General features: G+C 74.0%; 18 protein-coding genes and 2 pseudogenes. 17 read left to right on the top strand and 3 right to left on the bottom strand.

All coding sequences use genetic code 11. The features are described from left to right. Window positions 1–232, bottom strand: a pseudogene (locus EDJALFJO_RS04175) (hypothetical protein); the annotation flags it as partial. 205 nt (window positions 233–437) lie between these two features. On the opposite strand from EDJALFJO_RS04175, the gene EDJALFJO_RS04170 reads away from it, so the two are divergent. From EDJALFJO_RS04170 to EDJALFJO_RS33990, 3 genes are read left to right on the top strand one after another with little or no spacing between them, the layout of a single operon-like run. Further along, a complete protein-coding gene (locus EDJALFJO_RS04170) occupies window positions 438–920 on the top strand; it encodes a CarD family transcriptional regulator (RefSeq protein ID WP_088282516.1) in 483 nt (160 codons plus the stop codon). 4 nt (window positions 921–924) lie between these two features. Continuing rightward, entirely contained in the window at window positions 925–2157 is a 1233-nt protein-coding gene (locus tag EDJALFJO_RS33995) for a PIN/TRAM domain-containing protein (RefSeq protein WP_158220281.1), read from the top strand. 14 nt (window positions 2158–2171) lie between these two features. Beyond that, window positions 2172–2897 carry a 2-C-methyl-D-erythritol 4-phosphate cytidylyltransferase gene (locus EDJALFJO_RS33990; protein ID WP_233149670.1) on the top strand — a complete coding sequence of 242 codons (726 nt, stop codon included), beginning with the start codon at window positions 2172–2174 and terminating at the stop codon, window positions 2895–2897. Between the two features lie 37 nt (window positions 2898–2934). Here the strand turns inward: EDJALFJO_RS33990 and ispF are convergent, their stop codons facing one another. Further along, the gene (ispF, locus tag EDJALFJO_RS04160; protein ID WP_088282512.1) at window positions 2935–3432 is read right to left on the bottom strand and encodes a 2-C-methyl-D-erythritol 2,4-cyclodiphosphate synthase; all 498 of its coding nucleotides are present in this window, start codon (window positions 3430–3432) and stop codon (window positions 2935–2937) included. 24 nt (window positions 3433–3456) lie between these two features. Next, window positions 3457–3723: an HPr family phosphocarrier protein gene (locus EDJALFJO_RS04155; RefSeq protein WP_088282510.1), complete on the bottom strand. Its 267-nt coding sequence runs from the start codon at window positions 3721–3723 to the stop codon at window positions 3457–3459. Window positions 3724–4014: 291 nt separating this feature from the next. Here EDJALFJO_RS04155 and EDJALFJO_RS04150 point away from each other — a divergent pair, with 291 nt between their 5' ends. The 14 genes and pseudogenes from EDJALFJO_RS04150 (at window position 4015) to EDJALFJO_RS04085 (ending at window position 15536) form a co-directional block, all read left to right on the top strand. Continuing rightward, window positions 4015–5130, top strand: a complete 1116-nt coding sequence (locus tag EDJALFJO_RS04150) for a thiamine pyrophosphate-dependent dehydrogenase E1 component subunit alpha (RefSeq protein ID WP_088282508.1) — start codon at window positions 4015–4017, stop codon at window positions 5128–5130. A 98-nt stretch (window positions 5131–5228) separates the two neighbouring features. Then, window positions 5229–6203: an alpha-ketoacid dehydrogenase subunit beta gene (locus EDJALFJO_RS04145; RefSeq protein ID WP_369812491.1), complete on the top strand. Its 975-nt coding sequence runs from the start codon at window positions 5229–5231 to the stop codon at window positions 6201–6203. After that, a complete protein-coding gene (locus EDJALFJO_RS34825) occupies window positions 6203–7429 on the top strand; it encodes a biotin/lipoyl-containing protein (RefSeq protein ID WP_233149669.1) in 1227 nt (408 codons plus the stop codon). The genes EDJALFJO_RS04145 and EDJALFJO_RS34825 overlap by 1 nt, the downstream gene beginning before the upstream one ends. A gap of 244 nt (window positions 7430–7673) precedes the next feature. Next, window positions 7674–8756 carry a sugar-binding transcriptional regulator gene (locus EDJALFJO_RS04135; RefSeq protein ID WP_088282528.1) on the top strand — a complete coding sequence of 361 codons (1083 nt, stop codon included), beginning with the start codon at window positions 7674–7676 and terminating at the stop codon, window positions 8754–8756. Continuing rightward, the gene (locus EDJALFJO_RS04130; protein WP_088282506.1) at window positions 8753–9181 is read left to right on the top strand and encodes a transcriptional regulator GutM; all 429 of its coding nucleotides are present in this window, start codon (window positions 8753–8755) and stop codon (window positions 9179–9181) included. Before EDJALFJO_RS04135 ends, EDJALFJO_RS04130 begins: the two co-directional genes overlap by 4 nt. Window positions 9182–9242: 61 nt before the next feature. Continuing rightward, entirely contained in the window at window positions 9243–9872 is a 630-nt protein-coding gene (locus EDJALFJO_RS04125) for a PTS glucitol/sorbitol transporter subunit IIC (RefSeq protein WP_088282504.1), read from the top strand. A gap of 29 nt (window positions 9873–9901) precedes the next feature. Then, a pseudogene (locus EDJALFJO_RS04120) lies at window positions 9902–10414 on the top strand (PTS sorbitol transporter subunit IIB); the annotation flags it as partial. 214 nt (window positions 10415–10628) lie between these two features. Next, the gene (locus EDJALFJO_RS04115; protein WP_088282500.1) at window positions 10629–11003 is read left to right on the top strand and encodes a PTS sorbitol transporter; all 375 of its coding nucleotides are present in this window, start codon (window positions 10629–10631) and stop codon (window positions 11001–11003) included. Beyond that, window positions 11003–11458, top strand: coding sequence for a PTS glucitol/sorbitol transporter subunit IIA (locus EDJALFJO_RS04110; protein ID WP_143448282.1), 456 nt, complete (start codon window positions 11003–11005; stop codon window positions 11456–11458). The genes EDJALFJO_RS04115 and EDJALFJO_RS04110 overlap by 1 nt, the downstream gene beginning before the upstream one ends. Before the next feature lie 194 nt (window positions 11459–11652). Continuing rightward, entirely contained in the window at window positions 11653–12984 is a 1332-nt protein-coding gene (locus EDJALFJO_RS04105) for an NAD(P)H-dependent oxidoreductase (RefSeq protein WP_088282496.1), read from the top strand. 107 nt (window positions 12985–13091) lie between these two features. Beyond that, window positions 13092–13400 carry a hypothetical protein gene (locus EDJALFJO_RS04100; protein WP_143448281.1) on the top strand — a complete coding sequence of 103 codons (309 nt, stop codon included), beginning with the start codon at window positions 13092–13094 and terminating at the stop codon, window positions 13398–13400. Between the two features lie 65 nt (window positions 13401–13465). After that, window positions 13466–14239, top strand: a complete 774-nt coding sequence (locus EDJALFJO_RS04095; protein WP_198949982.1) for a 2-C-methyl-D-erythritol 4-phosphate cytidylyltransferase — start codon at window positions 13466–13468, stop codon at window positions 14237–14239. Window positions 14240–14320: 81 nt separating this feature from the next. Next, a complete protein-coding gene (locus EDJALFJO_RS04090) occupies window positions 14321–14521 on the top strand; it encodes a hypothetical protein (protein WP_088282491.1) in 201 nt (66 codons plus the stop codon). Between the two features lie 103 nt (window positions 14522–14624). Next, window positions 14625–15536 (top strand): hypothetical protein, encoded by a 912-nt coding sequence (locus EDJALFJO_RS04085; RefSeq protein WP_143448280.1) that lies wholly within the window; start codon window positions 14625–14627, stop codon window positions 15534–15536. Window positions 15537–15613: the final 77 nt, after the last annotated feature.

The raw sequence follows: 15613 nt of genomic DNA, 5'->3' as shown, positions 1-15613 counted from the left end.
TCTTGATCTCCTCGATGAGTGCGGCCCCGTGATGGGGGTACACAACCGTCTCGCCGACCCCGGCGGTGAGCAGGAGGCAGAGCGTGAGGATCGGCCCGGACAGCCCGAAACGCTCCCAGCGGCGGGTCAGGACGAGCCGGCGCAGCCGTCGGCGGCGTCGTCGGCGGCGCTCCTCGGCGACCCAGGCGGCGCGGTCCGCGTCGAGGGTGCGCGCGTCGTCCGGCACGGTCACAGCAGCAGTATCCGTCCGTCGTCCGTGACCCGCCTCAGGTGGCGCAGTCGCGTGACCGATCGTGCGCGGAGCACGTCCCCCCGAGGTCTGTCAAGGCCCACCCCGAGGCCGATTAGGCCTCTGACCTGCGCAAACGGATCCCGGCCCCGGTGACGTCCACCCCCTGCCGTGGTAAGGTAGAGGTCGCGAAAGGGGAAAAGACCACATGGCTTTCACGGTCGGCGAGACGGTTGTGTACCCCCATCACGGGGCCGCACTCATCGAGGAGATCAAGACCAGGGTCATCAAGGGGGAAGAGCGCCAGTACCTGGTCCTGAAGGTCGCCCAGGGCGACCTCACCATCGAAGTACCGGCCATGAACGTCGACCTCGTCGGCGTCCGTGACGTGGTGGGTCAGGAAGGGCTGGACAAGGTCTTCCAGGTTCTCCGGGCGCCGTACGCGGAGGAGCCGACCAACTGGTCGCGCCGCTACAAGGCGAACCTCGAGAAGCTCGCCTCCGGTGACGTGATCAAGGTGGCCGAGGTCGTCCGCGACCTGTGGCGCCGCGACCAGGACCGTGGCCTCTCCGCCGGTGAGAAGCGGATGCTCGCCAAGGCCCGCCAGATCCTCGTGTCGGAGCTCGCACTCGCCGAGCACACGAACGAGGACAAGGCAGAGGCTCTCCTGGACGAGGTTCTGGCATCCTGAGTGCGTGACAGCACGCGCACGTTCTGTAACCGAGTCTGAGTCGCACGACACTGGTGCGCCACGAGACGGCGTCCTCGACCACGAGGGCGCCGTCTCGCGCGTTCCGGCCCAGGCGGCCGCCCCCGGTGCCGAGACGGCCGGCCGGTCGGCCGAGCCGCCCGGGGTCGGGGTCCCGCCGGCGGTCGTCGAGGTGCTGCGCTTCTGCGTCGTCGTGTTCCTCGCCGGGGTGGGCTACCAGGTCGCGCACGGGCTCGACAGCGAGCGGGTCCGGATGGGCCCGTTCGACACCGAGGGCACCGGGATCATCCTCGGCGCCGCCTTCGGCTACGTCCTCGGCGGCGTCGTCGGCCGGCTCACCGGCCGCACCCTGACCCAGACCGAGCGCACCCTGCGCAGCCGCTCCGCCGAGCAGGTGCTCGCCGGCCTCACCGGCGCGGTGCTCGGCACCCTTCTCTCCGCCGGGCTGGCCTGGCCGATGCTCCTCGTCGGGTCGACGTCCCTGACGATCCCGGTGTTCGTCTTCGTCTGCGTCACGGTCGCCACCCTCGGGTACCGGGTCGGGATGGCCCAGCGGGAGCGGGTGCTCTCGCTGCTCGGCCCGAGCGCGGGCATCGGCGGCCTGCACGGCCACGTCGCCCCGATGGCCACCCTGGCCCGGATGGTCGACACCTCGGTCGCGATCGACGGCCGGGTGCTGGACGTCGTCCGCGCCGGCTTCCTCCACGGCACGATGCTCGTCAGCGCGCCGGTCGTCGCCGAGCTGCAGGGGCTCGCGGACGCCGGGGACGACCTGCGGCGGGCCAAGGGCCGGCGCGGCCTCGAGACGCTCGAGGCACTGCGCCGGGAGCGGAGCATCGACGTCGAGTACGTCGCGGACCTCGCGCCCGAGGTCGTCGAGGTCGACGCGAAGCTCGTGCGGATGTGCCTCGACCGGCCGGCGGCGCTGCTGACGCTGGACACGAACCTCGCGAAGGCGGCGGCGCTCTCCGGCTGCCGGGTCATGAACCTGCACGCGCTCGCGCTCGCGCTGCGCCCGCCCGTCACCGCCGGCGACACGGTGAGCGTCATGCTCACCCGGCCGGGCAAGGAGGCGGGGCAGGCCGTCGGCTACCTGGACGACGGCACAATGGTCGTCGTGGAGAAGGCGCGGGAGCGGGTGGGCACCGAGGTCGGTGCGACGGTGACGAGCGTGCTCGTCACCGCCAACGGCAGGCTCGTCTTCGCCCGGCTCACGTGACGACCCTGGGGATCGTGCCGGTCGGGCACGACGACCGGCTGGCGCCCGCCGGGTGCGCGGCGCTGCGTCCGCTGCGGGAGGTCCCGCTCGTGCGCCGGGCCGTCGGGGCGCTCGTGCGCTCCGGGGTCGTCGACGCGGTCGTCGTGGTCACCCCGCCGGCGCTCGTCGAGCCGGTCGGGGCGCTCGTCGCGGGGCTGACGGGCGACGTGCCGGTCGAGGTCCTCGCCGCGCAGGAGAACGGGCCCGGGCTGCGGGTCCGGGCGGCGCTGCGGGCCCGCCGGCCGGACGCCGCCTCGACGGTCGTCGTCCACGACCCGCTCTTCCCGCTGGCACCTGCGGCCCTCGTCCGCGCGGTCGTCGCGGCGCTGGACGGCGCCGTGCAGGAGACGGTGACGGCCGTCGTCCCGGTCCGGCCCGTGACCGACACCCTCAAGCGGGTCGACGAGGACGACGTCGTCACGGCCACCGTCGACCGCGAGGGCTTCCGGATGGTCTACAGCCCGCAGGCCTACCGCGCCGGCGCCCTCGTCGCCGCGCTCGAGGCGGCGACCGAGGCCGACCTGCGGGACCCGGGCGCCGACGTCCTGCCGCGGCTCGTGCAGACCGGCGGCGGCCGGCTCTCGTCGGTGCTCGCGCCCGGCGAGGTGTTCCGCGTCGGCACGGCGGACGACCTCGTGCTCGCCGAGGCGATGCTGCACGTCGGTGCGGACGTCGACGACGAGCGGGCGCCCGCGCGCTGAGGCCGGGTGCTGAGCCCGGGCGCCGGGCCCCGGCGGATCAGCCCGCCGGGACGACGAGCGCGGTCGCGATCGCCGCGACCCCCTCGCCGCGGCCGGTGAGGCCGAGCCCGTCGGTCGTCGTCGCGGACACCGTCACCGGCGCCCCGCACGCGGCGGACAGCGCCGCCTGCGCCTCGGCCCGCCGCGGCCCGATCTTCGGTCGGTTGCCGACGACCTGGACGGCGACGTTGCCGATCGCGTAGCCGGCCGCCCGGACCCGGCGCGCGGTCTCCTCGAGCAGCGCCGCCCCCGGCGTCCCGGCCCAGCGCGGGTCGGACGTGCCGAAGTTGCTGCCGAGGTCGCCGAGCCCGGCCGCCGACAGCAGCGCGTCGCAGCAGGCGTGCGCGGCGGCGTCCGCGTCTGAGTGCCCGGCCAGGCCGGTCTCGCCGGGCCAGTCGAGCCCGGCCATCCGCATCGGGCGGCCGGACCCGGGTTCGGCGAAAGCGTGGACGTCGACGCCGATCCCGGTCCGGGGCAGCGGGTGCGCAGTGGTCACAGGACCAGGGTGCCGGACGCGGGCTCAGGCGTCGTGGTCGGTCCCCAGCAGGGTCACGAGGTCGTCGAGCACCTGGTCGGCGTTCGCGCCCTCGGCCTCGATCGTCACCTCGTCGCCGTGACCGACGTTGAGCGTGAGCACCGACAGGATGCTCGAGGCCGGCACCGGGGCACCGTCGCCCTTGCGGATCGTCACCGGGATCCCGGCTCCGGCCGCGGCCTTGGTGAACAGCGCCGCGGGGCGGGCGTGCAGCCCGACGCTCGACGCGATGACAACGCTGCGCTGCGGCACTGCGTGCTCCTCTCCGGTACGGACCTGGGGGGCCCGACTCTCGCACATCCTGACGACACGTCCAGCCCGTCCGCATGCCGTCCGCATGCCGTCCGCATGCCGGTCCGCATGGGCCGAGGTGACGGTGCGCTCACACGTGTGCGCGCCGTCCGCCGATCCGCCCGCCCGGACCTCCCGGACCGGGCCCAGCGGCCTTGTCGTGACGTGAGTCACCATGCTGCAATACACACGAACGTGAATGCAATCAGCACATTCGTGCAGACGCAGCACGGAGCGACGACGGAGGAACTCATGACGGAGCTCGCAGAGGCGCCCGCGGCGTCCGACGCCGGCGCCGCGGACCCGCGCTGGGCCCGTGAGGCGCTCCTGACGATGTACCGGATCCGGCGGTTCGAGGAGGCGGTCGACGACCTCTTCGCCCGCGGCATGATGCACGGGACGATGCACCTGTCGATCGGCCAGGAGGCCAGCGCGACCGGCGTCTGCGCGGCGCTCGCCGAGGGCGACCTCATCGCCTCGACGCACCGCGGTCACGGGCACTGCATCGCCAAGGGCGCGGACCTGCTGCCGATGATGGCCGAGCTGCTCGCGAAGGACTCCGGCTACTGCCGCGGCCGCGGCGGCTCGATGCACATCGCGGACGTCGCCAAAGGCAACCTCGGCGCGAACGGCATCGTCGGCGGCGGCATCCCGATCGCCGTCGGCTCGGCGCTCGCGCAGAAGCTGCGCGGTACCGGCGCGGTCGTCGTGTGCTTCTTCGGGGACGGCGCGACGAACGAGGGCGCCTTCCACGAGGCCGCGAACCTCGCTGCGATCTGGCAGCTGCCCGTCGTCCTCGTCTGCGAGAACAACAAGTACGGGATGAGCTTCTCGACCGAGAAGTCGATGCACGTCGCGACGGTCGCCGAACGCGCCGCGGCGTACGGGTTCCCGGGCGTGCGGGTCGACGGCAACGACGTCGAGGCGGTGTTCGCCGCGGCGACCGAGGCGGTCGCCCGGGCCCGCGGCGGCGGCGGCCCGACCCTCCTCGAGACGATGACGTACCGCTGGAAGGGCCACAGCAAGAGCGACAAGAACCTCTACCGCACCCGCGAGGAGATCGAGCAGTGGCGGGCCGACGACCCGATCGCCGACTTCGAGGCCAAGATCCTCGGCGCCGGGTCGCTCACCGACGAGGAGCTCGAGGGCGTGCGGACGCAGGCCCGCGACGAGGTGCGGGACGCCGTCCGGCAGTCGATGCAGGCCCCGGACGCCGACCCGCGCGCCTTCCTCGCCGACCCCGCCGCCGCGGTCTTCGCGCGGCCGCTCGGCTCGCACGTGGCCGGTGCGCGGGCCGTCGAGCCGCACGGGCTCGGCACCGCGCTCGACGCCACCTCTCCCGCCGCGACCTCCGAGGAGTCGAAGTGACCGCCACGGTCGAGCACAGCAACGGCACCGCCGCGCCGGCGGCCTTCGGCTACGTCGCAGGCTCCGCGCCCGCGGACGCGCCCGCCGGCGAGCGGGTCATCACGTACAGCGAGGCCGTCCGGGAGGCGATGGGCCAGGCGATGGCCGCCGACGACCGGGTCGTCCTGCTCGGGGAGGACGTCGGCGTCTACGGCGGCGCGTTCGGCGTCTCCGGCGACCTGCACGGCCGCTTCGGCGGCGAGCGGGTCCGGGACACCCCGATCTCCGAGCTGGGGATCGTCGGCGCCGGCGTCGGGATGGCGCTGTCCGGGCTGCTGCCGATCGTCGAGATCCAGTTCTCCGACTTCACGTGCCAGGCGATGGACCAGATCGTCAACCAGGCCGCGAAGATCCACTTCATGCTCGGTGGCGCGGCCCACGTGCCGCTCGTGCTGCGTGCCCCCGGCGGCTCCGGCACCGGCGCCGCGGGCCAGCACTCGCAGAGCCTCGAGGCGTGGTTCGCGCACACCCCGGGCCTCAAGGTCGTCATGCCGTCGAACGCCGCGGACGCCAAGGGCCTGCTGCTGTCGGCGATCGACGACCCGGACCCGGTCGTCGTGCTCGAGCACAAGCTGCTCTACAAGACGTCCGGGCCGGTCCCGGTCGAGCCGGTCCGGGTGCCGATCGGCAAGGCCGCCGTGCCGCGCCGGGGCACCGACCTCACGATGGTCGCGACCGGCGTCATGGTGAGCCGCTGCCTCGAGGCGGCGGCCCGGCTCGAGGCGGACGGCGTCTCGGCATCCGTCGTCGACGTCCGCACCCTGACGCCGTTCGACGCCGAGACGGTGCTCGGCGCGATCGACGAGACCGGCCGGGCGCTGCTCGTGCAGGAGGCCCCGCGGCACGTCAGCTTCATGAGCGAGGTCGCGGCCCGGATCGCCGAGTCCGAGTCGCTCTACCGGCTGCTCGCGCCGGTCAAGCGGCTGTGCGGGCTCGACAGCCCGATCCCGTACGCGCCGCAGCTCGAGCGGGTCGTCGTCCCGCAGGTCGACGACGTCGTCGCCGCGGCGCGCGCACTGGCGGTGGTCGGCTGATGTCCGTGGCGCACCGGGCACCCCTGCGGATGCCCAAGATGTCGATGACCATGGAGACCGGTGAGCTCACGGTCTGGCGGGTCGCCGTCGGGGACGTCGTCGCCGAGGGCGACGTCGTCTGCGAGGTGCTCACCGACAAGGTCGACATGGAGGTCGAGGCGCCGGCCACCGGGACGGTCGTCGAGATCGACGTCAACGTCGGGGACTCCGTGCCCGTCGGGACGCCGCTCGCCTGGATCGAGACCGAGTCTGACAGCCTCATCGAGGACCTCTTCGGTCCCGCGGACGCCGTGCCTGAGGAGGCGCCCGCGGGACCCGCGCCCGCCGAACCCGCCGCCGCGGCGAGGGCCTGGGGCGGTCCGCCGGCGCCCGCGCCGTCCGGGCCGGTCCTCGCGATCCCCGGGGCGCGGCGGCTCGCCGCGGCGCAGGGGCTCGACCTGTCGTCCGTGGCCGGCACCGGGCCGAAGGGCGCGGTCATGCTCGGGGACGTCCGGGCGGCGCTCGCCGCGCGGTCCCCGGTCGCGCCGGTCGCCCTCGCGCACTCCCCGGCGGTGTCGGCCGCGGCCGTCGCGGACGCTGTCGTGCCGTCGTCCGTGCCGTCGCCCGTGCCGTCCGTCGAGCCGGTGCGCGAGGCTGCCCCGGACGCCCTGTGGGCGCTGCGGGCCGCCGCGCTCGCACCGCGGCCCGAGGAGGCCGCCGTCCCCGGTGCGGTCGTCTGGCGGGACGTCACCCTCCCCGCCGGCCCCGCGCCGCCCGAGGTCGCGGTCCTGGCCCGGGTGGTCGCCGGCGTCTCGGCCGCGCTCGCGGACGGCGGACCGCCGGCCGTCCGGGCCCGGCCCCGCGTCGGGGTCCGCGTGACGACCCCGGCGGGCGCGGTGACCCTCACCGTCCCGGGGGCCCATCTGCTGGCCGCGGCCGATCTCGAGGATCTCGTGGCCCGCGGGCTCGCCCAGGCCCGCGAGGGCCGGGTCGACGTCGCCTTCCTGGCGCCACCCGACGCCGTCGTCGACGCGGTGCCGGACGCCGATCGGGTCGCGGCCGAGGTCGTCGCCCCGGCGGCGCTCGCGGTCGGGGTCGGGGCCGCCGCGGAGCGCGTCGTCCCGGTCGGGGAGGGCCTCGGCGTCCGCACGGTCGTGAGCATCAGTGCGACGGGGGTCGGCTGGGCCCGCGGGACGGACGTCCTGGCCCGGGTCCTGGCCGCGGTCGGAGGCCGGCTGCCGGCCTGAACAGGCCCTTCACGGTGCGTGAACGCCGCCGCGGTCGCCCCCGGTCAGGAGCGGGGCGATCGGGACGCGGCGGCCCGGCGCGCCCTGGTGGGATCACCGTCCGTGACGACTTCGCGACGATGTCGATCTTCGGGCGACAACGGGTCTGGGAGTCGGCCCGGAAATGTCCTCGCAACACTCTTGACTGTGACTGCGGCCACAGGCTTTAGTGCACATAAATGAGCCCTGTCGAACGGATGTGCAGATGCCAGCCCCTCGTGACCCCGACCTCCTGGTCAGGGCCGCTCGCTTGTACTACGAGCAGCGGCTCTCCCAGGACGACGTGGCGCGCGCGCTCGGCACCAGCCGTTCGAACGTCTCCCGGATGCTCACGGCCGCCCAGGAGCAGGGCATCGTCGAGATCCGGATCAACGACCCCGCCGGCCGCGTCCCCGAGCTCGAGCGGGCCCTCGTCCAGCGGTTCGGGCTCGAGGCGGCCGTCGTCGCCGTCCGCCCGAGCGACCCCGGGATGCGCCCGCTCGACCGGGTCGGGGCCCTCGCGTGGCAGTGGCTGCGCAGCGAGCTCAAGGACGGCATGACGCTCGCCCTCTCGTGGGGCAAGTCGGTCCAGTCCATGGTCTGGGCGGCACAGGCCGAGTCGCCGATGTCCGTCGAGGTCGTCCAGCTCGTCGGGGGCCTGTCCTCGGTCGCCTCCGAGATCACCGGCCAGGAGCTCGTCCGCGAGCTCGCGACCCGGATCGGCGCGCAGTACCGCTACCTGCACGCGCCGGCGGTCTTCGAGTCCTCCACCGCACGGGACGCGATGCTCGCCGAGTCCAGCGTGCAGAAGGTGCTCGAGCTCGCCCGCCGCGCCGACATCGCGGTCGTCGGGATCGGCACGGTGAGCCAGGGGTCGTCCGCGGCCATCCTGCGCTCGATCCGCCTCGACGACGCCGAGCGCACCGAGTTCGAGACCGCGCAGCCGGTCGGTGACCTCGCGGCCCGGTTCTTCGACGCCGAGGGCCACGAGGTCCGCGGCGCGGTCCACGACCGGGTGCTCGCGGTGACCCTGGACGACGTGCGCAACATCCCGACGGTCGTCGGGGTCGCTGCCGGCCGGGAGAAGGTCGACGGACTGCGAGCCGCCCTGCACGGCCGGCTCGTCGACGTCCTCGTCTGCGACGCGGCGGCGGCGCGCGGGGTGCTCAACGCAGAGACCGCAGCCGGGTCGAGGCGTGCCGACGGCGCCGGTCCGCGCTCGCTGGCCGCCCACGGCCCGGCGTCCCGGTCGGTGGCCGCGACGTCGCCCGTCGCGGCGCTGGCCTCCAACGGAAGGAGCGCGACGTGATCGAGTACGGCCTGTTCTTCGGGGCCCTCGCCGCGGCGATGGGGCTCCAGCTGTGGAGCGCCTCCCGGCAGAGCAAGGACTTCCTCGCCCAGGTGAACCAGCTCCGGGGTCGCGGCACCGTCGCCGTCGGCCTCGGCGGTCGCAGGCTCGTCGGCCGCAAGGCCTACGTGGCCCTCGCGACCAGGGAGGGCCGCGTCGTCGACGCCCTCGTCCTGCGCGGGCTCACGACGTTCGCGCGCGGCAAGCAGGCCGAGCGCTACGTCGGGCTCACGCTGCGCAAGCTCGCCGGCGACGCCTCGATCCCCGGGATCGACGCGATCGAGCGGCAGGCCGCCCGGCAGGCGGCCCAGACGTTGAACGCCTCCGGTGGGTGGCAGCCCACCGGAGGCGTCGAGCAGGGAAAGGAGAAGGCACAGCCCGCCTAGGAGCCACGACCAAAGTGATCCACGTGACGGCACAGTCGCCGTCCGATCCCCAGGAGTCAGTATGTCATTCTCGGCACTTGCCGCCCTCGTGGCGGCGGAACCGACGGTCGCGCCGCCCTCGGGTTTCTGGGGCGTGCTCGCCGGTTGGGCGAACGCGTTCATCGACACCTTCAAGATCGGTGGCGAGAACTTCGTCGGCCTCGTGACCGGCATCATCCCGACGCTCATCGTCCTGCTCACGGCCGTCAACGCGCTCATCCGCTGGATCGGTCCGGACCGGATCGACAGCATCGGCGAGATGGCCGCCCGCCCCGGGCTGCAGTACTACCCGGTCCGCTACCTCGTCCTGCCGGTGCTCTCGGTGTTCTTCCTCACGAACCCGATGGCGTACACGATGGGCCGCTTCCTCCCGGAGCGGTACAAGCCCGCCTTCTACGACTCGGCGGTCTCGTACGTCCACCCCATCACGGGCATCTTCCCGCACGCCAACGGTGGCGAGCTCTTCGTCTACCTCGGCATCGCGGCCGGTATCCAGACGCTCGGTCTGCCGCTCGGTGACCTGGCGCTGCGCTACCTGCTCGTCGGCATGGTCGTGATCTTCATCCGTGGCGTCCTCACGGAGATCATCACGGCTCGGATGATGGCGCGCCGCACCTCCGGCGACGCTGCGAACGCGGAGGCGGTGGCCTGATGGAGACGATCAACAAGACCCTGGTGACGATCGGCCGCTCGGTGGGTGGCGTCGTCGGCGTCCTCTACCAGGCGGGTCGCGACACCATCGACATGGTCATCCGCAACATCCTGCCGTTCATGGCGTTCATCAGCGTCATCGTCGGCATCATCAAGAAGACCGAGGTCGGCGACAAGCTCGCCCACCTCATCGAGCCGGCCGCCGGCTCGCTGCCCGGCCTGCTCCTCATCTCGGTCTTCTGCGCGATCCCGGTGCTCTCGCCGCTGCTCGGCCCGGGCGCCGTCATCGCCCAGATCGTCGGCGTCCTGCTCGGCGAGCGGATCGGGGCCGGCAACATCCAGCCGCAGTACGCCCTGCCCGCGCTCTTCGCGATCAACCCGCAGGTCGGCTGCGACTTCATCCCCGTCGGCCTGGCCCTCGGCGAGGCCGAGCCCGAGACGGTCGAGGTCGGCGTCCCTGCCGTGCTCTTCTCGCGCCTCGTCACGGGGCCGCTGTCCGTCGTCATCGCGTACTTCGCGAGCTTCGGGCTGTACTCCTCGTAGCACCAGCCGGCCTGCTGCGAGGCCGCCGAGCCGGCGGCCTCGCAGCAGGGACCGGCTCCGTGGCAGCGGAGCCCGGTCCGCGTCGACGGCGCAGCCGCGGGGGCCACTCCCGCACCGCCCGACCGCGCGCCCCCAGGGCCACCCGGCCGAGCACCATCCAGCACCGCATCACCGACAGTCATGACAACGACGACGTACCACCAGGAGGTTCCCCGTGCCGGGTCCCTACAAGAAGGTCAAGATCACCAAGGGCCGGGGTGGCTGGGGTGGCCCCCTGACCATCCAGCCGACGGACAGCAGGCCGCTCATCTACTGCGTCACCGGTGGCGGCATCCACCCGGTCGCGCAGCGGATCGCGGACCTGACCGGCGGTGAGGTCTTCGACGGCTTCAAGTCCTCCGCCCCGTTCGACAAGATCGCGGTCGCGGTCATCGACTGCGGCGGCACCGCCCGCGTCGGGGTCTACCCGATGAAGAAGGTGCCGACGGTGGACATCCACGCGACGAGCCCTGCCGGTCCGCTCGCCATGTTCATCACCGAGGACCTCTTCGTGTCGGGCGTCAAGCCCGACGACATCGCGGAGGTGTGATGTCGACCCCGCCCGCAGGCCGTCCGGACACCGCTCCGGCGGCCGGGGCGGGGGACGCGGACGTGACGACGGTGCCCGCGGACGGTGTGCGCTACGCGACCGTGGTCACCGCGGTCGGGGCGCTCATCCCCGAGTTCCGGGCCCAGGGCCTGCTCGTGTTCTTCAACGAGACGGCCCCTGAGGAGCTGCACGACTTCTGCCTGCTGCACAACCCCGGCGTCGTCCACTCGATCCCCCGCCCCGGGGACGTCGTCGAGCTCGACGGCTCACCCTTCGTCGTCACGTCCGTCGGCGACGTGGTCAACGAGAACCTCATCCGGCTCGGACACATGAGCCTCAAGGCCGACGGCTCCACGACGGCCCCGCTGCCCGGCGACGTCTGCGTCGAGGTCGGCGAGCTGCCCGAGCTCGGTGTCGGCAGCACCATGCGCATCCTCGCCCGCCCGGCGGACTGACCGGCGGGGGCGCCCCGGCCCGACGGCGTGCCGGGGCCNGGGGCCGCCCCGCCGGCCGCCGCCCCGGCCGCGGCCGCGAGCACAGACCCGGGCGACGACGTCACGGCAGCGCCGCCGGCGCACGTCGCACCCTCCAGGCCCCGACAGCACGCTCGCCGAGCGCGACCGGGGCCGAACGAGACAGAGGAGTCATCATGAGCTACCGCGAGCGGCTGCTCGCCCGCCAGCGCGAGGTGGGCCGGCCCGTCCGGGTCGCCCTCGTCGGGGCGGGGCAGATGGGCCGCGGGCTCGCCGCGCAGGTCGGGCGGATGCCCGGCCTGCAGGTGAGCGTCGTCGCGGACGTCGACCCCGGCCGGGCCGAGGCCGCGTTCAAGGACGCGGGGGTGGACGAGGTCGTCGTCGACGACGGCAGCCACGCCTCCGGAGCGATCGCGCGTGCCGTCGAGGACGGCAAGCACGTCGTCCTGCGGGGTGCCGAGTCCGTCGCGAGCCTGCCCGTGGACGTCGTCGTCGACGCCACGGGGGTGCCCAACGTCGGGGCCGAGCTGACCCTGGCCGCGCTGCTCAACGGCAAGGACGTCGTCGGGCTCAACGTCGAGTCGGACGTGACGATCGGCATCCTGCTCGCGCAGATCGCGCGCGCGACGGGGCAGGTCTACACGATCGCCCGCGGTGACGAGCCCGTCGAGACGAAGAAGCTCGTCGACTTCGCGCGCGACCTCAACTTCGAGATCATCTGCGCCGGCAAGGGCAAGAACAACCCGTTCCGCCCGCACGAGACGCCGGACAGCCTCGAGGCCGAGGCGGCCGCGAAGAAGATGAACCCGAAGATGCTCTGCGAGTTCGTCGACGGCTCCAAGGCGATGATCGAGATGGCCTCGCTCGCGAACACGACCGGGCTCGAGGTGAGCCGGCGCGGGATGTACGGGCCCGAGAGCACGGTGCCGACGCTGCACGAGACGTTCCGGCTCAAGGAGGACGGCGGCGTCCTGGACCGTCCCGGCGTCGTCGACTACTGCACCGGGCCGGTCGCGCCGGGCGTCTTCGTCGTCGTCCGCTCGGACCACCCGTACGTCGTCCACGAGATGTCGTACCTGAGCATGGGTGAGGGGCCGTACTTCTCGCTCTACCGGCCGTACCACCTGGCGAGCATCGAGGCCCCGCTGTCGATCCCCGAGGCGGTGCTCGACCGCACGCCGAGCCTCATCACCGAGGCCTGGACGGCGGAGGTCGGCGCTGCGGCGAAGAAGGACCTCGCACCGGGCGACACCATCGACGGCATCGGTGGCTACTGCGTCCGGGGCATGATCGAGGACGCCGCGATCGCCAAGGCGGAGAACCTCGTGCCGCTCGGGATCCTCAACAAGGCCAAGGTCGTGCGGCCCGTCGCGCGCGACCAGGTGCTCACGTACGACGACGTCGAGCTCGACGAGTCCTCGACGGTCGTCATGCTGCGTCGCCTCCAGGACCGGCTGCTCGCGGGCGGCGGCCTGCAGCTCGAGAGCGCCCTGCGCGGCTTCGCCTGAGACGCGTCCGGCGCCGTCCCCCTGCCGAGGGACGGCGCCGGCGCACCGTGGGCCACAATGGCCGAGAGCCGCAGGGTCAGTCGAGCGGTGGGGGAGATGGTCCGATGGTGAGCAGCACGAGCGACCTGACCTGCGTCGCGTGCGGGCAGGAGTGCGAGCACGAGCTGGTGATCGTCGGCCGGCTCCTGCAGTCGACCCGGTGCACCGCCTGCGGCCACGTCGTCCGCCACGAGCAGCGGGACCTGATGTCCGCCTACCTGCGGGACCTCGAGCACCGGCTCCTCACCAAGCCGCAGCGCCTCGTGCGCCGCGCCGTGAGCGAGCCGCTCACGTTCCTGCTGGGCCTGCCCGGTGCGGTGCTGCGGCAGCCGGGCAAGATCGTCGAGGAGCTGAAGACGGTCCTGCGCCCGCGCTGAGCGCCGTGGGTGGTCTTCGCGGGGTCGGGGACGCACGCGACGTCGTGCGGATCTATCGTCGTGGCGTGCCCTCGACGCCCTCCGCCGGTCTCGGGCCGTTCCTGCGTCGGCGCCGGCCGCGCGGCACGGCCGCGGCCGTCGTCCTCGCCGGGGGCAGCGGGACCCGGGTCGGGGCCGGGCTCAACAAGGTCTACCTGCCGCTCGCCGGCCGCCGGGTCGTCTCGTGGTCGTTCACGTGGGCCGGGCAGGTGAGCGAGATCGGCCGGTTCGTCCTCGTCGTGCGCCCCGAGGACGCCGAGCTCGCCACGCAGACGCTGCGCCGCGAGGCCGCGCAGCTCAGGGTCGACGTCGTCGTCGGCGGCGGCACCCGGCACGAGTCGGAGGAGGCCGCGCTCGCGCACCTCGCGCCGTCGATCGACAACGGCGACGTCGAGGTCGTCGCGATCCACGACGGCGCCCGGCCGCTCGCCGGGCCGTCGCTGTGGCGCTCCGTCGTCCAGACCGCCGCGGCCGTCGGCGGTGCGGTCCCCGCGCTGCCCGCGAGCGGCGTCCTGCCGGTCGGGGACGACGGGCACCCGGTGCCGCCGCGCGGCCAGACCGAGGGGCTGACCCGGGTGCAGACGCCGCAGGCGTTCCGGGCCAAGGACCTGCTCGCCGCCTACGACGCCGCGCGCGAGGCCGGCTACCAGGGCACGGACACCGCCTGCAGCGCCGAGTCGTTCTCCGGCCTCGTCGTGCAGGCGGTCGCCGGCAGCCGGACGAACCTCAAGGTCACCTACCCGCACGACCTCTTCCTCGCCGAGCGGCTCCTCGCCGCGGCGAGGTACCGCCTCGCCTGAGGGTTCTCGTGCGGGCCCGACCGGGCGAAGTCCGGCCGAGAGGCCTGCACGAGACGATCACGGACCCGTACGCTCGCGCGCGTGACCGACGAGCCCACACTCATCGCGAGCCTGCGGCGCGCCGTCGCGGCCGCCCCGGACGACGTGCCGCTGCGCCTGCACCTGGCCGAGCAGCTCGTGGCCGCCGGGCTCGGCGCCCAGGCCGCGCCACGGCCGCCGTCGCGCCGGCGCGGGAGGCGATCCGGTGTGCTCGCAGAATCGGACGACGCGGTTGACCGCTGACGACCGGAGCGGGTCCGAGAGTCCCCGTGCGCTGCGTCGACGGGCCGTCGGGCTGCTGACCGACGGTGACGGCACGGCCGCCGTGCAGGTTGCCGTCCGGGCCGTGGAGGTGGCACCGAACGACGCGGGCGGACTGTGCCTGCTCGCCGTGACGCGCTCCCGGCTGGGCGACCTGCACCATGCGGCGCTCGCAGCCCGGGAGGCGACCCGGCACGCGCCACGGGCCTGGTGGACCTGGGTCCAGCTCGCCCAGGTGACCGCGGACGACCCGGACGCCGCGTCCGAAGCGCTGCACGCCGCCCGCGAGGCGGTGCGGCTCGCGCCGTCCGAGCCGAGTGCGCATCACACCCTCTCGACGGTGCTCGCCGTGCGACGCAACCCTGGTCCAGGTGTCCCGGAGGTCGCCGCGCAAGCCCTCGGTGCGGCGCTCGGGCTCGATCCACGCACGGTGGACGCGACCTCCGGCCCGGTGTCGCGCGACGTGCGGGACGACGAGATCGGCCCCTGGCTGGGGCGTGCCGCGGCATCGGCCGACCCAGCGCGGGGGACTGCACCCGCACAGGCTGCGCGGGCTCTCGAGACCCTCTGGCGCAGGGTCGACCACGCAGCGGAGCGGACCGCCAAGTGGGCGTACGTCGCGACCTTCCTCGGGGCCTTCGTCGCCGTCTCCGCGCCACGACGCGTGGGCGTCGCCGCGGTCTGCGGGATCTCTGCCGTCCTCGGCCTCGCGGCTGTCCTCGCGGTGTTCGGGCGCAGCCCGGGGGCGCGTCGCACGGTCCTGCACCGGCTGCGCTCCAGCCGGACGGACCAGTTCTTCGTCTCGGCCGTGGCCGTCGCGGTCCTGCTGCCACCGCTTGCCGTCCTGGCCGAGCCGCCGCGCGTCGAGCTCTGGCTCGTCGGCGTGTGCGCCCTCGTCGTCGTCCTCGGCCGCATCGGCTCCCTGCGGATCGACCGCGTCCGGTCGTCCGCTCGGCAGCGATCGCCGGGCCGGCGCGCGGGGACCGGCCGACGATGAACGAGACCGCACCCACCGACGCAACGACGACGCCCCGGCACCCCTCGCGGGGCACCGGGGCGTCGGCGGACGCGGTG

This window comes from Kineosporia sp. A_224, from assembly GCF_002198655.1.
In the GTDB taxonomy this organism is placed as follows: domain Bacteria; phylum Actinomycetota; class Actinomycetes; order Actinomycetales; family Kineosporiaceae; genus R-H-3.
The sequence above is the reverse complement of the archived record's forward strand: the minus strand, read 5'-3'. Positions and strand labels throughout refer to the sequence as shown.